Raw genomic sequence first — 21,739 nt, 5'->3', positions numbered from 1 at the left:
GGACGCTCGTGCGGCGCGGAGTCCGGATCGGCATCGACGTGGGCAAGGCCCGGGTCGGTGTCGCCCGCACCGATCCCGACGGTCTGCTCGCCACCCCGGTCGAGACGCTGGCGCGTTCGGCCGACGGCGTGGCCGACATCGGTGCCGTCCGGGACCTGGTCGTCGGACTCGACGCGCTCGAGGTGATCGTCGGGCTGCCCATCGCCCTCTCGGGTCGCGACACGGCCTCCACCCAGGACGCCCGGGACTTCGCCGCGGCCGTCGCCCAGGCCGTGGCCGTGCCCGTGCGCCTCGTCGACGAGCGCCTGTCGACCGTGAGCGCCCAGGGCGCCCTCCGGGCCTCGGGCCGGAAGGGCAGGAGCCAGCGGTCCGTCATCGACCAAGTGGCCGCTGTTATCATCGTCCAGCACGCGCTCGACCTCGAGCGCTCGAGTGGTCGACCGCCCGGGCGGATGGTCGACGTGACCCGAGAGGCGAGCGGCGACGGTGCCGCACCCGCCACCGACGAGAGACAGTGATTCGTGGCCGACGAACCCGACTGGGACGACATCTTCGCGTCCCAACCCCAGAACGACCGCCCTGCCGACACCTCCGGACGACGACGGGGTGATCCGGGTGATGGTCGACCGGGCGACGCCGACGGTGCACCCCTCCGCCGCAGCACCCACGTCGACGCCCCCGCCCTGTCCCGCCGCGAACAGCGTGAGCGCGAGCGACAGGCCGAACCCGGCGTCGTTCCCCCCTCCGACGGTGGGGGGGACCGCCCCCGCGGACGCACGACGCGCGAGCCGCGCGAACGGCGTTCCAAGAAGGGCCCGATCGTCCTCGCGTCCATCCTCGTGCTCGTCCTGGCCGGCGGAACCGCCGGCGTCGCCGCCGCCTGGGGGCAGGTGCAGCCCCTGATCGCCAAGTTCACGGGTGACGACGAACCGGCCGACTACGCCGGCAGCGGCAACGGCACGCCCGTCGAGTTCGCCATCGTCTCGGGTCAGGTCGGCTCCGACATCGCGCAGAACCTCGCGGACGCGGGCGTCACGCAGAGCTACGAGTCGGCCTACTCGCTCCTCCTGTCGAACCCGTCGATGACCTTCCAACCGGGCACCTACACCCTGCAGCAGCAGATGAGCGCCCAGTCGGCCCTCGATGCACTGCAGGACAGCGCCAACCGCATCACCAACAAGGTCGTCATCCCCGAGGGGACCGTGGCGGCGGACGTCTACGAACTCCTGGCCACCGCGACGTCGATCCCCATCGCCGACGTCCAGGCCGCCGCTGCGGACTACACGACGTTCGGGCTGCCCGCCGAGGCCACGAGCCTCGAGGGATGGCTCTTCCCGGCGACCTACGAACTCGACCCGGGCAAGACCGCCCACGACTACCTGCAGGACATGGTGACGACCATGACCCAGCACCTGCAGTCCGCCGGCGCACAGCCCGCCGACTACCAGAAGACCATCGTCTTCGCGTCGCTCGTCCAGAAAGAGGCCGGTCTGGCCGACGACTACCCGAAGGTCGCGCGGGTCTTCCAGAACCGTCTCGACCAGGGCATGCTCCTCCAGTCCGACGCGACGGTGGCCTACGGCACCGGCAACACCCACCGGGTCACGACGACCGACGAAGAGCGCGGTGACGCGAACAACGCCTACAACACCTACGTCCACGAGGGTCTGCCGGTCGGGCCGATCTCGAACCCCGGGGACCTCGCCCTGAACGCCGCCCTCAAGCCGGCCGACGGGACCTGGCTCTACTTCGTCACGGTCGATCTCGACTCGGGCGAGACGGCGTTCTCGACCACGTTCGCGGAGCACCAGGCCGCGGTCAAGCAGTGGCAGGCCTGGATGCGGGAGCACCCCGAGTACCAGTGACCGACCCACGGTCGACCTCTGGGCCGACCCACCGGTCCCGAGGGGCCGATCGACCGTCACACGGTCGATCGGCCCCTCTCTCTGTGGGAAGATCGACACCATGCTTCGTTGGTTGACCGCTGGAGAATCTCACGGGCCCGAGCTCGTCGCCGTCCTCGAAGGGCTGCCGGCCGGCGTGCCGGTGTCGCTCGACGCGATCCGTGCCGACCTCGCCCGACGCAAACTGGGCTACGGCCGCGGTTCCCGCATGAAGTTCGAGCAGGACGAACTCAACATCTCGGGCGGCGTCCGTCACGGTCTGACCATGGGGAGCCCCGTGGCCCTGCGGATCGGCAACACCGAATGGCCGAAGTGGGTCGAGGTGATGAACCCCGAGCCCGTCGAGGTGAGTGAGGCCTCCCGGGGGCGGAGCGCGCCCCTCACCCGACCCCGTCCCGGCCACGCCGACCTCGTCGGCATGCAGAAGTACGACTTCGACGAGGCCCGTCCCATCCTCGAGCGGGCGAGCGCACGCGAGACGGCAGCGCGCGTCGCGCTCGGAGCCGTCGCCCGGTCGTTCCTCGCCGAGCTCGGCATCGAGCTCGTCAGCCACACCCTGTCGATCGGGCCCGTGCGCGTGCCCGACGGCAGCCCGGTGCCCGTCCCGACGGACGTGGACCGTCTCGACGACGACCCGTTGCGCTGCTTCGACCAGGCGACCAGCGCCCTCATGGTCGACGAGGTCGAGGCCGCCAAGAAAGACGGCGACACCCTGGGCGGCGTCGTCGAGGTGCTCGCCTACGGGGTGCCGCCCGGGCTCGGTTCGCACGTCCAGTGGGACCGCCGTCTCGACTCGCAGCTGGCCGCCGCGTTGATGGGCATCCAGGCGATCAAGGGAGTCGAGGTCGGCGACGGCTTCGAGACCACCCGGAGGCGCGGTTCCGTCGCCCACGACGAGCTCCACCGCACGGGAGGGGTCATCTCGCGTGACACCGACAGAGCCGGCGGCACCGAGGGGGGCATGAGCACCGGCACGGTCCTCCGCGTGCGTGCCGGCATGAAGCCCATCGCGACCGTGCCCCGGGCGCTGGCCACCGTCGACGTCACGAGCGGCGAAGAGAGCAAGGCGCACCACCAGCGCTCGGACGTCTGCGCGGTCCCGGCCGCCGGCGTCGTCGCCGAGTCGATGGTCGCCCTCGTCCTCGCGAACTCGATCCTGGAGAAGTTCGGCGGCGACTCGCTGGGCGAGACGGCGCGCAACCTGCGGGGCTACCTCGACGCCATCCCCGAGAACCTGCGGACTCAGCCGGCGTCCGCCGCCGAGTGACGGTCGCGCGGCCGGTCGTCCTGATCGGGCCCATGGGGGCGGGCAAGACGAGCATCGGCAAGAAGCTCTCCCGTCGTCTCGGCGTCCCGTTCGTCGACAGCGACCGTCTCGTCGTCCGGCGGCACGGGCCCATCGCCGACCTGTTCGACCGTCACGGCGAGGCCCACTTCCGGGCACTCGAACACGAGGCCGTGCTCGAGGCCCTGACCGGCGACGGGGTGGTGTCGCTGGGCGGGGGAGCCGTCCTCGACGAACGCACTCGCGCCTCCTTGTCCGGGTTGCCCGTCGTCCTGCTGACCGTGACGGCGGAGGCCGTCGAGTCGAGGCTGGCCGGGAGCACCCGGCCGCTGCTGCAGAGGGGCGGGATCGAGGCCTGGCGAGCCATCGCCGCCGAGCGCGATCCGGTCTACCGGGCACTGGCGTCCGCCGTGTTCGACACGTCCCACCGACCCGTCTCGACCGTCGTCGACGACATCGAGACCTGGCTCGACTCCGAGAGAGGCACCGCATGACCGACGCGACCGACACCACCACCATCCACGTCGGGGGAGACGCCCCGTACGACGTCCTGATCGGTCGGGGCCTCACCGGCCACCTGCCGGCGGTCCTGCACCCGCAGACCAAGAAGGTGCTGATCGTCCACGCCCCCACCTTGGGCCGCAAGGCCGGAGAGGTCCGCGACGCGCTCGTGGCGGCCGGCTACGAGGCCCTCATCGCCGAGGTGCCCGACGCCGAGGACGCCAAGCGCGTCGAGGTCGCCGCCTTCTGCTGGCAGGTGCTGGGCCAGGCCGACTTCACCCGCACCGACGCCGTCATCGGTCTCGGCGGCGGGGCGATCACCGACCTGGCCGGCTTCGTCGCCGGCACCTGGCTCCGAGGCGTCCCGCTGGTCCAGATGCCGACCAGCGTGCTGGGGCTCGTCGACGCGAGCGTCGGCGGCAAGACCGGAGTGAACACGGCCGAGGGCAAGAACCTCGTCGGTGTCTTCCACCCGCCGGTGGCGGTGCTCGCCGACCTCGACCACCTCGACACGCTCTCGAAGAACGAGATCCTCGCCGGCTTCGCCGAGGTCGTGAAGGTCGGGTTCATCGCCGAACCCGAGATCCTCGACATCGTCGAGGCGGACGTCGACCGGGCGACCGACCCGACCACGCCGGAGTTCCGGCGGGTGGTCGAACTGGCGATCGGGCTGAAGGCCCGCGTCGTGGGCGAAGACCTCACCGAGCAGGGCCTGCGCGAGATCCTGAACTACGGCCACACCCTCGGCCACGCCGTCGAACACGCCGAGCGTTACCAGTGGCGCCACGGGGCTGCGGTGTCCGTGGGCATGGTGTTCGCCGCAGAACTCGCCCGCCTGACCGGCCGGCTGTCCGACGAGGCGGTCGACCGTCATCGCCGCATCCTCGAGTCGCTGACCCTTCCCGTGTCGTATCCGCTCGGGCGCTGGAACACCCTGCTCGCCACCATGCAACGGGACAAGAAGGCCCGCGCGGGCCTGTTGCGCTTCATCGTCCTGGACGAGATCGGTCGGCCCACCGTGCTGCAGGGGCCCGACCAGAGCCTGCTCTTCGCGGCGTACCAAGAGATCGGTTCGTAGCCCTTCGGCCCTTCGGGGCGTCCGCTACACTCGACGATGGCCGATTCCGGCCGACCTCCCACCACCCCGAACGGATCATCCGCGCATGGCGACTACCAACGACATCAAGAACGGTGCCGTCCTCAACCTCGACGGTCAACTCTGGAACGTCATCGAGTTCCAGCACGTCAAGCCGGGCAAGGGTGGCGCGTTCGTCCGCACCAAGATGAAGAACGTGATGTCGGGCAAGGTCGTCGACAAGACGTTCAACGCGGGCACCAAGATCGATTTCGCCAACGTGGACCGTCGTGAGTACACGTACCTCTACGCCGAGGCCGACGGCTACGTGTTCATGGACACGAGCGACTACGACCAGATCAACGTGCCCGCCACGATCGTCGGCGACGCGAAGAACTTCATGCTCGAGAACCAGAACGTGCAGATGGCCCTGCACGACGGCGACCCGCTGTACATCGAGTTGCCCGCCTCGGTCATCCTCGAGGTCACGTACACCGAGCCCGGCCTCCAGGGCGACCGCTCGACCGGCGGGACGAAGCCCGCCACCGTCGAGACCGGCTACGAGATCCAGGTACCGCTGTTCCTCGAGACCGGCACCAAGGTCAAGGTCGACACCCGCGACGGCGGCTACCTCGGCCGCGTCAACGACTAGTCGGTGAGCGCACGCACCAAGGCGCGCAAGCGCGCCCTCGACGTCCTGTACGTCGCCGACATCCGACAGATCAGCATGACCGACGCGCTCGTCGCCGAGACCCAGCGGGCCCTCGACCAGCCCGAGCGGGGTTCGAGCTGGGGCTATGCGCGCGACATCGTGCAGGGCGTCATCGACCACCGCGACGAGATCGACGAACTGATCGAGACGTACTCGCAGGGCTGGACCCTCGCGCGCATGCCCACCCTCGACCGCGGCATCATCAGGATCGGCATCTGGGAGCTGCGTCACAACGACGAGATCCCCGACGCCGTGGCGATCAGCGAGGCCGTCGAACTGGCCCAGACCCTCAGCACCGACGACTCCGCCTCGTTCGTCAACGGACTGCTCGGTCGGATCGCGACCGCGGACTGACCGCCGACCGGCCGCCGTCGTCGCCGGCCGGCTCGTCGGGCGTCCGACGAACCGCTAGGGTTGAGCGACCCACACCGACATCCTTTAAATTCCGTCCCGAGAGGCGGGGAAGGAGGTCCGATTGAGCACCCGTACCGTGCTGAGTCAGGCTGACATCGCGCGTGCCCTCACGCGCATCTCGCACGAGATCCTCGAGTCGAACAAAGGTGCCGACGACCTGGTCGTCCTGGGCATCCCGACGCGGGGGGTCGTGCTCGCCGATCGGCTCGCCGCGACCCTCTCGTCCATCTCGGGGAGCACCGTTCCCGTGGGGTCCGTCGACGTGACGATGTACCGGGACGACCTCCGGCGCCAGCCCACCCGGTCGCCCCGCCCCACCTCGGTGCCCTCCGGCGGCATCGACGGCAAGACCGTCGTCCTCGTCGACGACGTCCTCTACTCGGGCCGTACCATCCGTGCCGCGTTGGACGCCCTGAGCTCGATCGGTCGGCCCCGGGCCGTCCGCCTCGCGGTCCTCGTCGACCGCGGCCACCGAGAACTGCCCATCCGTGCCGACTTCGTGGGCAAGAACCTGCCGACCTCGACCGTCGAGCGCATCTTCGTGCGGCTGCACGGCGTCGACGACGACGAACTCGTCGCCATCGACGACGCCACGACCGCAGGAGGCGCGGGGGCCGCCTCCGCGCCCGTCACCACCCCGGGGGCGAACCGATGAGGCACCTGCTCAGCACCGCCGACCTCTCGCGCGACGAGTCGATCCGCGTCCTCGACGTCGCGGAGGACATGGCGGACGTCGCCACCCGCGAGGTGCGCAAGCTGCCGACGCTCCGCGGCATCACGGTCGTCAACCTGTTCTACGAGGACAGCACCCGCACGCGCATCTCGTTCGAGGCCGCCGCCAAGCGGCTCAGTGCGGACGTCATCAACTTCGCCGCCAAGGGGTCGAGCGTCTCCAAGGGCGAGTCCCTGAAGGACACGGCCCAGACCCTCGCCGCCATGGGGGCCGACGGCATCGTGATCCGCCACCCGTCGAGCGGCGCACCTCGTGTGCTGGCCGACAGCGGCTGGGTGGACGCCGGCATCGTCAACGCCGGCGACGGCACCCACGAACACCCCACGCAGGCCCTGCTCGACGCGTTCACGATCCGCCGGCGCGTCCACGGCGCGGCGAGCCGGGGGCGCGACCTCGACGGCGTCGAGGTGATGATCGTCGGTGACATCCTGCACTCGCGGGTGGCCCGTTCCAACGCGTGGTTGTTGCGGACGCTCGGGGCGCACGTCACGGTGGTCGCGCCTCCCACGCTGATCCCGGTGGACGTCAGCCGCTTCGGCGTCTCCGTCCGCTACGACCTCGACGAGGCCCTGGCCGAGGTGCGACCGGACGTCGTCATGATGCTGCGCATCCAACAGGAGCGCATGAACGACGCGTTCTTCCCCAATCCCCGCGAGTACGCCCGGTCCTGGGGGCTGGGTGCGATGCGGTTCCGGGCTCTGCCCGAGTCCACGCTCGTCATGCACCCCGGCCCCATGAACCGCGGCCTCGAGATCAGCGACGAGGCCGCCGACTCGCCGCGGTCCACCGTCCGTGAGCAGGTCACGAACGGCGTGGCCGTCCGCATGGCCGTGCTCTACCTCACCCTCGCCGGCGACCGGGAGGACGCATCGTGACCACCACCCACCTCATCCGGGGCGCCGAGACCGTCGACGGCACCCGCACCGACGTCGTCGTCCGTGACGGCGTCGTCGCCGAACTCGGCACCGGCCTCACCGCCGCCGGTGCGACGGTCACCGACGCCGACGGCCTGCTCCTGCTCCCCGGCCTCGTCGACCTCCACACCCACCTGCGCGAGCCGGGGGGCGAGGGCAGCGAGACCGTCCTGACCGGATCGCGCGCAGCGGCCGCCGGCGGGTACACCGCGGTCAACGCCATGGCGAACTCGTCGCCGGTGGCCGACACCGCGGGGGTCGTCGAACAGGTGCAGGCGCTGGGGGAGCGGGCCGGCTTCGTGACCGTCCGCCCGATCGGTGCCGTGAGCCAGGGGCTGAAGGGGACCCACCTCTCCGAGATCGGTGCCATGGCCCGCTCGCGGGCCGCCGTCCGGGTCTTCTCCGACGACGGTTCCTGCGTCGCCGACCCGTTGCTGATGCGTCGGGCCCTCGAGTACATCAAGGGGTTCGGGGGAGTCCTCGCCCAGCACGCCCAGGAGCCGAGGCTCACGGAGGGCGCCCAGATGAACGAGGGCGCACTGTCGGCCGAACTGGGCCTGGGAGGCTGGCCCGCGGTCGCCGAAGAGGCGATCATCGCCCGCGACGTCCTGCTCGCCGACCACGTCGGCGCCCGACTGCACGTCTGCCACGTGTCGACGGCGGGCAGCGTCGAGGTCATCCGCTGGGCCAAGTCGCGCGGCATCGAGGTCACGGCCGAGGTGACGCCGCACCACCTCCTGCTGACGGAGGACCTCGTGTCGGGTTACGACTCACGGTTCAAGGTCAATCCGCCGCTGCGTCGCTCCGAAGACGTCGAGGCGTTGCGTGCCGCCCTGGCCGACGGCACGATCGACATCGTGGCCACCGACCACGCCCCGCACACGTCCGAGGCCAAGTGCTGCGAGTGGGATGCGGCCGCGAACGGCATGGTCGGCCTCGAGTCGGCCCTGTCGGTCGTCCACCACACGATGGTCGACACCGGGCTCGTCGGCTGGGCCGACGTCGCCCGCGTCATGTCGATCGCCCCGGCCGAGATCGGGCAGGTCGCCGGCCACGGCCGTCCCCTCGCCGTGGGCGAGCCCGCCGAGCTCACGCTCTACGATCGTGGGGTGACCCGCACGTTCTCGACCGAGCACCTCGCGGGCAAGAGCCGCAACTCGCCCTACCTCGGTCGCGTCCTGCCCGGACAGGTGCGGGCGACCTTCCACCAGGGCTACGCGACGGTGGTCGACGGGAACGTCGTCGAGAGCGAGGTCGTCGCCCACGCGGCTCGACTCGTCGACAGCGCCGCCGCCCTCGCCGCCTCCGAGGGGACGCCCGCCCGATGAGCCAGTGGATCATCGCCGCGCTCATCCTCGTCGGCGTCGGACTGCTGATCGGTCTGATGGCCCGCTCCTGGCGCGCCAGGGGGCGGCGTCAGTCCGACATCCCCGCGCCCGACCGGGCGCCCGACGACCTCTCGGCCCCCGTCCTCGCCGTCGACGCCCTCTACGTCGCCACGTCACGGGGCGGTGACCCGCTCGACCGCGTCGTCGTGCACGGCCTCGGGTTCCGCGGTCGGGCGATCGTGTCCGTCCACGCCGAGGGCGTGCGCCTCGAGATCGCGGGCGAACCGGCCGTGCTGATCCGCGCCTCCTCGTTGCGGGGGGTCGACCGTGCGACCTGGACAATCGACCGCGTCGTCGAGCGGGACGGCCTCGTCCTCGTCGGCTGGCGCCTCGGCGACGTCGACCTCGACACCTACCTGCGCATCACCGACGACCCGGCACCCGTCGTCGCCGCGATCCGCCCCCTCGTCCCCACGGCCCCCGGGGCCGGCACCACCAAGGAGAAGACCATTGACTGACGCCTCCACCACCGAGAGGGCCGTGCTGGTCCTCGCCGACGGCACCCGCTACACGGGTCGTGCCTACGGCGCCGTCGGACGCACCCTCGGCGAGGTCGTCTTCGCGACCGGCATGACCGGCTACCAGGAGACCCTCACCGACCCGTCGTACGCCGGGCAGATCGTCGTCATGACGGCACCGCACATCGGCAACACGGGGGTCAACGACACGGACCCCGAGTCACGCCGCATCTGGGTCGCCGGGTACGTCGTGCGGGACGCGAGCCGGGTGGTCTCGAACCACCGGGCGCAGGGCAGCCTCGACGACCAGCTCGTCGCCGACGGCATCGTCGGCATCCGCGGCATCGACACCCGCGCCGTCACGCGCCGGCTGCGCGAAGTCGGCTCGATGAAGGGCGGGGTCTTCAGCGGGCCCGACGCGGAGCTCGACCCCGACGAGCAGCTGTCCCTCGTCACCGCCGGGGCGGACATGCGCGGCCTCAACCTCTCGAGCCAGGTGTCGACGGTCGAGCCGTACGTCCTGCACGCCGAGGGCGACCGCATCGGCTCCGTCGCGGTGCTCGACCTGGGCGTGAAGACCTCGACGCTCCGCTACCTCGCGCAGCGCGGCTTCGAGGTGCACGTGCTGCCGCAGTCCACGACCCTGGACGAGCTCCGTGCCCTCGCCCCCGACGCCCTCTTCTACTCGAACGGCCCGGGCGACCCCGCGGCGAGCGACTCCCAGGTCGAACTGCTGCAGGGTGCCCTGCGGGACGGGCTGCCCTACTTCGGCATCTGCTTCGGCAACCAGCTCTTCGGCCGGGCCCTGGGATTCGGCACGTACAAGCTGCCCTTCGGCCACCGCGGCATCAACCAACCCGTGCTCGACAAGACGACGAACAAGGTCGAGATCACCAGCCAGAACCACGGCTTCGCGGTCGACGCACCCATCGACGGCGTCCTCGACTCCCCGGCCGGCTTCGGCCGGGTCGAGGTCAGCCACTACAGCCTGAACGACCAGGTCGTCGAGGGCCTCCGTGCCCTCGACATCCCCGCGTTCTCGGTGCAGTACCACCCCGAGGCCGCCGCGGGCCCCCACGACAGCAACCACCTCTTCGACCGCTTCCGCGAGGCGGTCGTCGCCCGCACGAACGGCCAGGCCGTCGACTTCGGCTCCGACATCGAAAGCAGCAACTGATGCCCAAGCGTGACGACATCAACTCCGTCCTCGTGATCGGCTCCGGGCCGATCGTCATCGGCCAGGCGGCCGAGTTCGACTACTCGGGCACCCAGGCGTGCCGCGTGCTGCGTGAAGAAGGGGTCCGGGTCATCCTCGTCAACCCGAACCCGGCCACGATCATGACCGACCCCGACTTCGCCGACGCGACGTACATCGAGCCCATCACGTCCGAGGTGCTCGAGGCGATCATCGTGAAGGAGCGCCCCGACGCGATCCTGCCCACCCTCGGCGGGCAGACGGCCCTGAACGCCGCCATCGCCCTCGACGAAGAAGGCATCCTCGCCAAGCACGGCGTCGAGTTGATCGGCGCCAAGGTCGAGGCCATCCAGAAGGGCGAGGACCGCCAGCTCTTCAAGAAGCTCGTGCTGGAGTCCGGTGCCGACGTCGCCAAGTCGTACATCGCCACGACGGTCGACCAGGCCGTCGAGTACGCCGAAGACCTCGGGTACCCGCTGGTCATCCGGCCCTCGTTCACCATGGGCGGGCTCGGATCGGGCTTCGCCTACACCCGTGACGAGCTCGTCCGCATGGTCACGGACGGCCTGCACCAGAGCCCGACCACCGAGGTGCTCCTCGAGGAGAGCATCCTCGGCTGGAAGGAGTACGAGCTCGAGATGATGCGGGACACGGCCGACAACACGGTCGTGGTCTGCTCGATCGAGAACGTCGACCCCGTCGGCGTCCACACCGGCGACTCGATCACCGTCGCCCCGGCGCTCACCCTCACCGACCGCGAGTACCAGAACCTGCGCGACATCAGCATCGACATCATCCGTCGCGTGGGCGTCGACACGGGCGGCTGCAACATCCAGTTCGCGGTGGACCCCGCGGACGGCCGCGTCATCGTCATCGAGATGAACCCCCGCGTGTCGCGCTCGAGCGCCCTGGCGTCGAAGGCGACCGGCTTCCCGATCGCCAAGATCGCGGCGAAGCTCGCCCTCGGGTACCGTCTCGACGAGATCCCGAACGACATCACGAAGGTGACCCCCGCCTCCTTCGAGCCGACGCTCGACTACGTCGTCGTCAAGGTGCCCCGGTTCGCCTTCGAGAAGTTCCCGGCGGCCGACACGACGCTGACCACGACGATGAAGAGCGTGGGCGAGGCCATGGCCCTCGGCCGCAACTTCACGCAGGCGCTGCAGAAGGCGCTCCGGTCGCTCGAGAAGCGTGGCTCGAGCTTCCACTGGCAGGGCGAGCCCGGAGACGAGGAGGCGCTGCTCGCGTTGTCGTCGACGCCCACGGACGGCCGCATCGTCACCGTCCAGCAGGCCCTGCGGGCCGGCGCCACCGCCGAGCAGGTCTTCGACGCCACGAAGATCGACCCCTGGTTCATCGACCAGGTCGTGTTGATCAACGAGGTCGCCGAGCAGGTCGCCGCGGCGGCCGAGCTCGACGCGGACGTGCTCGTGCTCGCGAAGGACCACGGCTTCAGCGACGACCAGATCGGCCAGTTGCGCGGTCTCTCCGAGCAGCAGGTCCGCGATCACCGGCACGCCCTCGACGTGCGTCCCGTCTTCAAGACCGTCGACACCTGCGCGGGGGAGTTCCCCGCGCTGACGCCGTACCACTACTCGAGCTACGACGCCGAGACCGAGGTCGTGGCCAGCGATCGCCGCAAGGTGATCATCCTCGGCTCCGGGCCGAACCGCATCGGGCAGGGCGTCGAGTTCGACTACTCGTGCGTCCACGCGAGCTTCGCCCTGAGCGACGCCGGGTTCGAGACGATCATGATCAACTGCAACCCCGAGACGGTGTCGACCGACTACGACACGAGCGACCGGTTGTACTTCGAGCCGCTCACCCTCGAGGACGTCCTCGAGGTGGTCCACGCCGAGAGCGCCAGCGGCGAGCTCGTCGGCGTCGTCGTGCAGCTCGGCGGCCAGACGGCCCTCGGCCTGTCGAAGGGCCTGGAGGCCGCGGGCGTGCCCATCCTCGGCACGACGCCCGACGCGATCGACTCGGCCGAAGAACGAGGCCTCTTCCAGGGCATCCTCGACGCCGCCGGCCTGCTCGCGCCGCGCAACGGCACGGCGACCGACTACGACAGCGCCGTCGCCGTCGCCGAAGAGATCGGCTACCCGGTGCTGGTGCGCCCGTCGTACGTGCTCGGTGGCCGCGGCATGGAGATCGTCTACGACAGCCCCTCGCTCGCCGACTACTTCGAGCGGGTCGCCGACCAGGCCATCATCGGACCGGAGGCACCCCTGCTGGTCGACCGGTTCCTGGACGACGCCGTCGAGATCGACGTCGACGCGCTCTACGACGGCACCGAGCTCTACGTCGGCGGCATCATGGAGCACATCGAGGAAGCTGGCATCCACTCCGGTGACTCGAGCTGCACCCTTCCGCCCGTCACGCTCGGGAAGGGCGAGATCGACCGCGTCCGCGACGCGACCCTCGCCATCGCGAAGGGCATCGGCGTGTCCGGTCTGCTGAACGTGCAGTTCGCGATCGCGGCCGGCGTGCTCTACGTCATCGAGGCCAACCCCCGGGCGAGCCGCACGGTGCCCTTCGTCTCGAAGGCCCTCGGCATCCCGTTGGCTAAGGCGGCCTCGCTCATCATGGTCGGCCACAGCGTGCGCGACCTCGTGGAGACCGGCCTGCTGCCGGAGCAGGACGGCTCGGACGTCCCCCTCGACTCGCCGATCTCGGTGAAGGAAGCCGTGCTCCCCTTCAAGCGGTTCCGCACGAAGGAGGGCCAGGTCGTCGACAGCGTCCTCAGCCCCGAGATGCGTTCCACGGGCGAGGTCATGGGCATCGACCGCGACTTCCCCCGGGCGTTCGCGAAGAGCCAGACGGCGGCGTACGGCGGCCTCCCCACCTCGGGCACCGTCTTCGTCAGCGTCGCCGATCGTGACAAGCGGGCCATCGTGTTGCCGGTGCTGCGCCTCCAGCAGCTCGGCTTCCGCATCCTGGCGACCGAGGGGACGGCCACCGTCCTCGTCCGCAACGGCATCCACGCCGACACCGTCGACAAGTTCAGCGCCGGAGGCCACTCGGTCGTCGACCTGATCAACGCCGACGAGGTCGACATCGTGATCAACACCCCGAGCGGCTCGAGCGCCCGGGCCGACGGCTACGAGATCCGTGCGGCGACGGTCGCAGCGGACAAGGCGCTCTTCACGACCATCGCCCAGCTCGGTGCGGCCGTCGCCTCCATCGAGGCCGTCCAGAGCGACCTCGAGGTGACGAGCCTGCAGGACTACGGCCTCGCCCGGGCGGCCCGACGGTGAGCTCGTCGTTCGGCGACCGGCTCGCGGCGGCCTTCGCCGCGACCGGTCCGCTCTGCGTCGGCATCGATCCGCATCCCTACCTCCTCGACCAGTGGGGCCTGCCGTCCGACGCCTCGGGTGTCCGTGAGTTCGGCCTGCGCGTCCTCGACGGTCTGGTCGGCTCGGCGACGATCGTGAAACCGCAGGTCGCGTTCTTCGAACGGTGGGGCTCCGCGGGGTTCGCAGCCCTCGAAGACGTCCTCGAGGCCGGTCGCGAGCGGGGCCTGGTGCAGATCGGCGACGCGAAGCGGGGCGACATCGGCTCGACGATGGACGCCTACGGCGAGGCCTGGTTCGACGCGTCGTCACCGCTGCGGGTCGACGCGCTGACGGTCTCGCCCTATCTCGGCTTCGACTCCATGACCGGACTGGTCACCCGGGCACGGGCCGTCGGCGCCGGCGTCTTCGTGCTGGCCGCGACGTCCAACGTCGAGGCCCTCGCCACCCAGACGGCCGTCCGGACGGACGACCACGGCGCGGAGGGCACCGTCGCGAGCGGTATCGTCGACGACGTGCTCCATGACAACCAGACGGCGGGCGACGCTCCGTTCGGCAGCGTCGGCCTCGTGCTCGGCGCGACCGTCGACCTCGACGACTACGGCATCGACGCCGCCCGACTGACGACGACGCCGGTGCTCGCCCCGGGGTTCGGCCACCAGGGCGCGACCTATGCCGACCTGCCGCGGCTCTTCGGCCCCGCGGCCGGTGCCGTGCTCGTCTCCGCCTCCCGAGCCCTCCTCTCGGCGGGTCCGCAAGGCTTCGCCGACGCGGTCCGTCGTGATGCCGACGAGGTGCGTTCGTGCCTCGTCTGACCCCGCCTCCCGTCGACCGTGCCGCGGCGGCCCGAGCCGCCGTGGCCGCGCGTCGCGGTCGTGCCGCCGTCAAGAACGCCGTCGCCTCCCGGACCCGCAGCGCCCTCGACGTCGCCGAGTCCGCCTGGGCCGGTGAACCCACGAGCCCCGAGGGGTCGCTCAGGGTCCGCGAACTGCTCACCAGCATCCCGGGCATCGGTCCGACCCGCGTCGCCCGCATCATGACCGAGCTCGGCATCGCCGAGTCGAAGCGCGTCGGCGGCCTCGGGGTGAGGCAACGCCGCATCCTCGGCGACTGGTTGGCCGTCCGCGAGTCGAAGGGACGCCTCCGGTCCCGGCTGGTCGTCCTGGCGGGCCCCACGGCCGTGGGCAAGGGCACGGTCTCGACCTACATCCGCGAGAACTACCCCGACGTGCACCTCAGCGTGTCGGCGACGACCCGTGCCCCGCGACCCGGCGAGGTCGACGGGGTCCACTACTACTTCGTGGACGACGCGGAGTTCGACCGCATGATCCGCGACCGCGAACTGCTCGAGTACGCCACGGTGCACAACTCGTACCGCTACGGCACGCCCCGCCCTCCGTTGGACGCCGCGTTGAACGAGGGGCGCAGCGTGCTGCTCGAGATCGACCTGCAGGGGGCTCGACTCGTCCGGGCCGCCATGCCCGAGGCCGTGCTCGTGTTCCTGCTGCCCCCGACCTGGGACGAACTCGTCCGTCGACTCATCGGTCGGGGTACCGAGGACGCCGCCGAACAGCAACGCCGACTCGAGACCGCGAAGGTCGAACTGGCCGCCCAGGACGAGTTCGACGCGCGTGTCGTCAACCACGACGTGGCCGAAGCGGCCCGGGAGGTCGTAGAATTGATGACTGCGCCCGAACCGGGCCGCACCCGCGCGTGACCCGCGCCCCCATCTTGGTGCCCACGCTCGTCCCGAGCGGAGCCGGCACCGTCCCCCATCGACACGAGGAGCAACCAATGGCCGACAAGAACCAGGGCATCATCGATCCCCCCATCGACGAGCTGCTGTCGAAGGTCGAGTCGAAGTACGCACTCGTCATCTTCGCCTCCAAGCGCGCGCGTCAGATCAACGACTACTACGCCGACCTGCACGAGGGCAGCCTCTTCGACAACGTCGGCCCCCTGGTCGACAGCTCCATCGACGACAAGCCCCTGTCGGTCGCGATGCACGAGATCAACGAGGACAAGCTCGAGGTGAAGCCGCTCGCCGTCCCCTCCGAGTAGCGGGGCGACACGACCAGCCCCTCTGACGGTGGTCGGTCCTATCATCTGACGAGGCCCCCGGGAGTCCATCCCGCGGGGCCTCATCGCGTCCCCACCCAGAACGACACCCAGAGGAACACCGTGACCCCGACCGACACGACGACCGCCCCCGCCCCGACGGCATCGACCTCCCTTCGACTCTTCACCTCCGAGTCGGTCACCGAGGGCCACCCCGACAAGATCTGCGACCAGATCTCGGACGGCATCCTCGACGCGCTGCTGGCTGTCGACCCCGCCAGCCGGGTCGCGGTCGAGACCATGGTCACCACGGGACTCGTGCACGTGGCCGGCGAGGTCACCACCAAGGGCTACGTCGACATCCCCACGATCGTGCGCGACCTCATCGTGGGCATCGGCTACGACTCGTCGGCCGTGAGCTTCGACGGCCGTACCTGCGGCGTCGAGGTGTCGATCGGGTCCCAGTCGCCCGACATCGCCCAGGGCGTCGACACCGCCCTCGAGGCGCGTGGCGGCGACGACGACCTGCTCAACCGCCAGGGTGCCGGCGACCAGGGCATCATGTTCGGCTACGCCACCAACGAGACCCCCCAGTTCATGCCGCTCCCCGTGTGGCTGGCCCACCGGCTCGCCGAGCGACTGGCGGCCGTGCGCAAGTCGGGCACCCTCGACTACCTCCGGCCCGACGGCAAGACGCAGGTGACGGTCGGCTACGACGGGGTCGTGCCCACGACCGTCGACACCGTCGTCCTGTCGACCCAGCACTCGCCTGCGGTCTCGAGCGCTCAGCTCGAGTCCGACGTCATCGAGCACGTCATCCGCCCCGTCCTCGACGAGGCAGGGTTCTCGTCCACGGACACCCGGTTCATCATCAACCCGACCGGCAGGTTCGAGATCGGCGGCCCGCAGGGCGACGCCGGACTCACCGGCCGCAAGATCATCGTCGACACCTACGGCGGGGCGAGCCGTCACGGTGGGGGCGCGTTCTCGGGCAAGGACCCCTCGAAGGTCGACCGGTCCGCCGCGTACGCCATGCGGTGGGTGGCCAAGAACGCCGTCGCCGCGGGCCTCGCAGACCGGCTCGAACTCCAGGTGGCCTACGCGATCGGGCGGGCCGCACCCGTCGGCCTCTACGTCGAGACCTTCGGCACCGGGCACGTCGGCGACGACGTCATCACGGCCGCCATCGAAAGCGTGTTCGACCTCCGCCCGGCGGCGATCATCCGCGACCTCGACCTGCTGAGGCCGATCTACGCGGCGACGTCGACCTACGGCCACTTCGGTCGCGACCTGCCCGACTTCACCTGGGAGGCGCTCGACCGCGTCGACGCCCTCCGGGCCGCCGCCGGGCTCTGACCGTGGCGGCGGTCGCCGACGTCCCCGTCGACAGCGTGCCGCGCGTCGTCCGGGTGATGGTCGAATCGCCGCTGCCGCAACTCGACCGGTTGTTCGACTACGCCGTGCCCGAGCGGCTGCGCGACCAGATCGCCCCGGGCATCCGCGTCAAGGTTCCGCTCCGCTCCGCCGGGCGCATCGCCGACGGCTTCGTCGTCGAGGTCGCGTCGTCGTCCGAGCACGGCGGCGACCTGTCCGAGATCGAAGACGTCGTGTCGACCGTGTCGGTCCTGGCACCCGAGGTGTGGCGCCTCGCGCGCGCCGTGGCCGACCGGGCCGGCGGATCGGCCAGCGACGTCGTGCGGCTCGCGATCCCACCGCGTCAGGTCCGGGTCGAGAAGGCCCACCTGGCCGCCGCCGACAACTCGTCCTCACCGGCCTCCGGCCCCACCGGCCTCACTGCCCCGACCGTGGCTCCCGTGGCACCCTCGACTCCCGACCACGACGCCGACGCCCACCCCGAACCCGTCCCGGTCGTCGTCGGCTATCGGTCGACCGACCTCGCCGGGCTCGTTGCGGCCCGCGGTCGCGCGGCGGTCGACGCCGTTCCGCTGCTGGTCGAACTGCCCGACGGGGCATGGGTGGGTCACTGGGCCCTCACGGCCGCCCAGCTCGCCGCGGTCGCCGTCGGAGCAGGCGACAACGCCGTGGTCGCCGTCCCCGACTACCGCGACGAAGAGCACGTCCTCCAGGCCCTCGCCGCCGTCCTCCCGCCCGACCGCGTCGTCCGGCTCGACTCCCGACAGTCGAACGCCGACCGCTACCGAGCGCTCCTCCGTGCCCGAGGCGACGAGCCCGTGGTCGTCGTCGGCAACCGGTCCGTCCTGCTCGCCCCCTCGGCCAGGCTCGGGGTCGTCGTGGTGTTCGACGACGGTGACCCGTCCTTCGGCGAGCCGCTCGCCCCGTACGTGCACGCCCGCGACACCGCGCTGCTCCGGCAGGCCCAACAAGACAGCGCCCTGGTGTTCCTCGGCCACTCCCGCAGCACCGACGTCCAGCGCCTGGTCGAGATCGGCTTCCTGGCCGAGGTGCGTCCCGATCCGCGCTACCAGCCCCGGGTCGTGCCGACCGTCCGTCAGGCCGCCACGGACGGATTCGCCGCGCAGGCCCGCATCCCCTCCTCGGCCTACGCCGAGGCGCGGGCCGCGGTCGAGCACGGACCGGTCCTGATCCAGGTGGCCTCGCCCGGCTACTCGCCACGCCTGGCCTGCGTCGACTGTGGCGACACGGCACGCTGCCTGCGCTGCAACGGCCCACTCCAGCAACGCGAGCGAGGGGTGACCCCGGCTTGCGCCTGGTGTGGCGCCCTGGCCGTCTCGTGGCACTGCCGCACCTGCGAGGGAACGCGCATGCGGGCCGTCGGCACCGGCGCGTCGCGGACGGCCGACGAACTCGGCAAGGCGTTCCCCGGGGTGCGCGTCATCGTCTCGGACGGCGCGAGGGCCCTGACCCACGTCGACGCCGACCCGGCGATCGTCGTCGCGACCCGCGGGGCCGAGCCGATCGCCGCCGGCGGTTACCGAGCCGTGCTGCTGCTCGACGGTGAGCGCATGCTCGCCCGAGAGAGCCTCCGCGTCGCGGAGGACTGCCTCCGCTGGTGGGCCAACGCCACGGCCCTGGCCGCACGTCGCGCCCCGGTCGTGCTGGTCGGGGTGGGTGGCGCCATCGCCTCTGCCCTCGCGACGTGGGAGCTCGCCCGCTTCGTCTCCTCGGAGCTCGCCGACCGTCGCGTCCTGCGCTTCCCCCCGGCCGTCCGAGTGGCGACCGTGACCGGCACGGTCGACACCGTCGCGCGTGCGCTCGACGACCTTCCCGACGAAGTCCGTGCCGAGACCCTCGGCCCGGTGGACGTCGAGTCCGCCGGCGTCCGCGCCATCGTCCGCTTCGACTACTCGCGCGGTCACGACGTGGCGCTGGCCCTCCGCTCCCAGGTCATCCGGGCGGCCACGGACCGACGCAAGGCGCTCGGTCAGAAGCGTGCGCGGGCCGTCCCTACACTCAGAGTGCGGTTCGACGACGTCGAGCCGTTCGCCGACTGACCCGCCAGGAACCCCATGCGCCTCGTCTTCGCCGGCAGCCCCGCCGCTGCCGTTCCCTCGCTCACCGCCCTCGCCGACGGTCCTCACGAGATCGTCGCCGTGCTGACCCGCGACGACACCCCGCAGGGACGCAGACGTGTCCTGACCCCCACCCCCGTCGCCGTCGAGGCCGACCGCCTCGGTCTCCGCGTCGTCAAGGCCCGCCGCATCACGCCTGAGGTCACGGCCGAGCTCACGGGGCTCGATCCCGACCTCGGCGTCGTCGTGGCCTACGGTGCCCTGCTCCGCGAGCCCCTCCTCGGCGCCCCCCGGCTCGGCTGGGTCAACCTGCACTTCTCCCTCCTTCCCGCCTGGCGCGGCGCCGCCCCCGTCCAGCGGTCGCTCATGGCGGGCGACGCCGTGTCGGGCGCCGCGGTGTTCCAGCTCGTCCCCGAGCTCGACGCGGGGGACGTCTACGGCACCCTCGAGCGCCTCCTCGACGGCACCGAGACCGCAGGCCAGCTCCTCGCCGAGCTCGCGCGTTCCGGTGCCGGCCTGCTGGTCGACGTCGTCGACCGCCTCGCCGACGGCACGGCCACGGCGACGCCCCAGACCGGCGCGGTCACGCTCGCCCCCAAGCTGACCCTCGCCGACGGCGTCCTCGACGCCTCGCGACCGGCGACCGAGGTGATCGCCCGTTTCCGAGGCGTCACGCCGGAGCCCGGCGCCCGCGTCGACCTCGACGGCTCGGGCCTCAAGATCACGGAGGCGCGGACGACGTCGAACGACGAGGCACCTCTCGAGGCCGGTCGCCTCGAGTCCCGGGGCCGCCGTGTGCTGTTGGGCACCGCCTCCTCGCCCGTCGAGCTGGTCCGGGTGCAACCGGCGGGCAAGAAAGAGATGTCGGCGGCCGACTGGTGGCGGGGGCTGCCCCGCGGGGTCGACCGTCGCGTGACCCCGCCCACCCCGCCCGTCCCGGCCGACACCGACACCGACACCGACCCGAAGAGCACCTCATGAGCCGAGTCCAGCCCGCCCGCCAGGTCGCCCTCGACGTCCTCCGGGCCGTCGAGCAGGACGACGCCTACGCCAACCTCCTGCTGCCGCAGCGCATCGTCCGGGCCCGTCTTGGGGCCCAGGACGCGGGGCTCGCGACCGAACTGACCTACGGCACCCTGCGCCTCCGGGGCTACTACGACCGCGTCATCGCGCTGGCCGCCCGTCGGGGCACCGATGCGATCGACCCGGCACTCCTGGACGTCCTCCGCCTCGGCGCGCACCAGCTCCTCTCGACGCGCGTGGCCGTCCACGCCGCCGTCGACGAGAGCGTCGAGCTCGCGCGTCAGGTGGGCAGCCGATCGGGGACCGGATTCGTCAACGGCGTCCTGCGCACCATCTCGCGGTCGACGCCCGACGAGTGGCGCGAGCGGGTCCTGGCCGGCACGACCGGGGACGACGACCGTCTGGCCGCGGAGTGGTCGCACCCCGCCTGGGTGGTGCGGGCGTTCCGTCGTTCGCTGGCCGCCGAGGGGCGGGAGGGCGAGCTCGTCGATCTGCTGTCGGCCGACAACGACGCCCCGAAGGTCAGCCTCGTCGCCCTGCCGGGCCTCGCCGAGGTGTCCGAGCTCGGCGCCCCGAGCGGGCGCCTGTCGCCGCTGGCGGCGACGAGCGGTGGGGGTGATCCGGCCCAGCAGACGGCCGTCCGCGAGGGGCGTGCCCGCGTGCAGGACGAAGGGTCGCAGCTCGCCGCACTCCTCCTCAGCCGCCACCGCCCCGCCACACCCGGAGAACGGTGGCTCGACATGTGCGCCGGGCCCGGCGGCAAGGCCGCCCTGCTCGGTGCCGAGGCCGCTCGGGCGGGTGCCCACCTCGTCGCCAACGAGCTCGTCCCGGCACGGGCGGGGCTCGTCCGACAGGCGCTCGAGGCCGTCCCGGGCGACGTCGAGGTCCTCGAGGGTGACGCCACCCGCTTCGGGGCGGAACGGCCCGGAGGTTTCGACCGCATCCTGCTCGACGCCCCCTGCACCGGTCTCGGGGCCCTGCGGCGGCGACCCGAGGCCCGGTGGCGCAAGCAGCCGGCCGACGTCGGTCAGCTCACGGCCCTCCAGTCGCGCCTGTTCGCCAGCGCCCTGGACGCGCTGGCGCCCGGGGGAGTCCTGGCCTACGTGACCTGCTCCCCGCACACGGCCGAGACGCGCGGAGTCGTCGAGGCGGGCCTCCGAGGCCGCGACGACGATCTCGTCCTGCTCGACGCGACGGCCGGCGTCGAGCGCATCGCCGGCCGCGCCGTCGACCTGGCGTCGGCACCGTTCGTCCAGCTCTGGCCGCACCGTCACGGCACCGACGCCATGTTCGTCGCCCTGATCGAGAAACGTGCCGGACGGTAGGCTCGTCCC

The 21,739-nt window shown here is 71.4% G+C and carries 20 protein-coding genes; all 20 read left to right on the top strand.

Annotation, left to right across the window (positions count from 1 at the left end):
* Positions 1–8: 8 nt before the first annotated feature.
* The 20 genes from ruvX to QRN23_RS10230 all read left to right on the top strand — a co-directional run bounded on the left by ruvX (position 9) and on the right by QRN23_RS10230 (position 21,730).
* Entirely contained in the window at positions 9–518 is a 510-nt protein-coding gene (gene ruvX / locus QRN23_RS10325) for a Holliday junction resolvase RuvX (RefSeq protein WP_056045348.1), read from the top strand.
* A gap of 3 nt (positions 519–521) precedes the next feature.
* Positions 522–1,865: an endolytic transglycosylase MltG gene (gene mltG, locus QRN23_RS10320; RefSeq protein ID WP_285063496.1), complete on the top strand. Its 1,344-nt coding sequence runs from the start codon at positions 522–524 to the stop codon at positions 1,863–1,865.
* Positions 1,866–1,965: 100 nt separating this feature from the next.
* Positions 1,966–3,171: a chorismate synthase gene (gene aroC / locus QRN23_RS10315; protein ID WP_123570099.1), complete on the top strand. Its 1,206-nt coding sequence runs from the start codon at positions 1,966–1,968 to the stop codon at positions 3,169–3,171.
* Between the two features lie 32 nt (positions 3,172–3,203).
* Positions 3,204–3,683: a shikimate kinase gene (locus QRN23_RS10310; RefSeq protein ID WP_159828566.1), complete on the top strand. Its 480-nt coding sequence runs from the start codon at positions 3,204–3,206 to the stop codon at positions 3,681–3,683.
* Positions 3,680–4,768: a 3-dehydroquinate synthase gene (aroB, locus tag QRN23_RS10305; protein ID WP_056045338.1), complete on the top strand. Its 1,089-nt coding sequence runs from the start codon at positions 3,680–3,682 to the stop codon at positions 4,766–4,768. Before QRN23_RS10310 ends, aroB begins: the two co-directional genes overlap by 4 nt.
* Positions 4,769–4,853: 85 nt before the next feature.
* A complete protein-coding gene (gene efp, locus QRN23_RS10300) occupies positions 4,854–5,417 on the top strand; it encodes an elongation factor P (protein WP_043592746.1) in 564 nt (187 codons plus the stop codon).
* A gap of 3 nt (positions 5,418–5,420) precedes the next feature.
* Entirely contained in the window at positions 5,421–5,831 is a 411-nt protein-coding gene (gene nusB, locus QRN23_RS10295) for a transcription antitermination factor NusB (protein WP_043592748.1), read from the top strand.
* A 121-nt stretch (positions 5,832–5,952) separates the two neighbouring features.
* Positions 5,953–6,546: a bifunctional pyr operon transcriptional regulator/uracil phosphoribosyltransferase PyrR gene (gene pyrR, locus QRN23_RS10290; RefSeq protein WP_056045333.1), complete on the top strand. Its 594-nt coding sequence runs from the start codon at positions 5,953–5,955 to the stop codon at positions 6,544–6,546.
* Positions 6,543–7,499 carry an aspartate carbamoyltransferase catalytic subunit gene (locus QRN23_RS10285; RefSeq protein WP_056045330.1) on the top strand — a complete coding sequence of 319 codons (957 nt, stop codon included), beginning with the start codon at positions 6,543–6,545 and terminating at the stop codon, positions 7,497–7,499. The genes pyrR and QRN23_RS10285 overlap by 4 nt, the downstream gene beginning before the upstream one ends.
* Positions 7,496–8,866: a dihydroorotase gene (locus tag QRN23_RS10280; RefSeq protein WP_123570096.1), complete on the top strand. Its 1,371-nt coding sequence runs from the start codon at positions 7,496–7,498 to the stop codon at positions 8,864–8,866. Before QRN23_RS10285 ends, QRN23_RS10280 begins: the two co-directional genes overlap by 4 nt.
* A complete protein-coding gene (locus QRN23_RS10275) occupies positions 8,863–9,384 on the top strand; it encodes a PH-like domain-containing protein (protein WP_056045324.1) in 522 nt (173 codons plus the stop codon). The genes QRN23_RS10280 and QRN23_RS10275 overlap by 4 nt, the downstream gene beginning before the upstream one ends.
* Positions 9,377–10,561 carry a glutamine-hydrolyzing carbamoyl-phosphate synthase small subunit gene (carA, locus tag QRN23_RS10270; protein ID WP_123570094.1) on the top strand — a complete coding sequence of 395 codons (1,185 nt, stop codon included), beginning with the start codon at positions 9,377–9,379 and terminating at the stop codon, positions 10,559–10,561. The genes QRN23_RS10275 and carA overlap by 8 nt, the downstream gene beginning before the upstream one ends.
* A complete protein-coding gene (carB, locus tag QRN23_RS10265) occupies positions 10,561–13,836 on the top strand; it encodes a carbamoyl-phosphate synthase large subunit (protein ID WP_056045319.1) in 3,276 nt (1,091 codons plus the stop codon). Before carA ends, carB begins: the two co-directional genes overlap by 1 nt.
* Entirely contained in the window at positions 13,833–14,687 is an 855-nt protein-coding gene (gene pyrF / locus QRN23_RS10260; protein ID WP_277959237.1) for an orotidine-5'-phosphate decarboxylase, read from the top strand. The genes carB and pyrF overlap by 4 nt, the downstream gene beginning before the upstream one ends.
* Positions 14,675–15,589: a guanylate kinase gene (gene gmk, locus QRN23_RS10255; protein WP_056045311.1), complete on the top strand. Its 915-nt coding sequence runs from the start codon at positions 14,675–14,677 to the stop codon at positions 15,587–15,589. The genes pyrF and gmk overlap by 13 nt, the downstream gene beginning before the upstream one ends.
* Positions 15,590–15,666: 77 nt before the next feature.
* A complete protein-coding gene (rpoZ, locus tag QRN23_RS10250; protein ID WP_056045308.1) occupies positions 15,667–15,933 on the top strand; it encodes a DNA-directed RNA polymerase subunit omega in 267 nt (88 codons plus the stop codon).
* 120 nt (positions 15,934–16,053) lie between these two features.
* Entirely contained in the window at positions 16,054–17,286 is a 1,233-nt protein-coding gene (metK, locus tag QRN23_RS10245) for a methionine adenosyltransferase (protein WP_056045305.1), read from the top strand.
* 2 nt (positions 17,287–17,288) lie between these two features.
* Positions 17,289–19,364, top strand: a complete 2,076-nt coding sequence (locus QRN23_RS10240) for a primosomal protein N' family DNA-binding protein (RefSeq protein ID WP_285063495.1) — start codon at positions 17,289–17,291, stop codon at positions 19,362–19,364.
* 15 nt (positions 19,365–19,379) lie between these two features.
* A complete protein-coding gene (fmt, locus tag QRN23_RS10235; protein WP_192123630.1) occupies positions 19,380–20,363 on the top strand; it encodes a methionyl-tRNA formyltransferase in 984 nt (327 codons plus the stop codon).
* A complete protein-coding gene (locus tag QRN23_RS10230) occupies positions 20,360–21,730 on the top strand; it encodes an RsmB/NOP family class I SAM-dependent RNA methyltransferase (protein ID WP_192123632.1) in 1,371 nt (456 codons plus the stop codon). Before fmt ends, QRN23_RS10230 begins: the two co-directional genes overlap by 4 nt.
* Positions 21,731–21,739 lie beyond the last annotated feature (9 nt).

The sequence above is a fragment of the Frigoribacterium sp. ME-P-080 genome (assembly GCF_030209595.1).
Taxonomy (GTDB): Bacteria; Actinomycetota; Actinomycetes; order Actinomycetales; family Microbacteriaceae; genus Frigoribacterium.
Note: the sequence above shows the minus strand (reverse complement) of the source record. Positions and strands in the feature narration are given on the sequence as shown.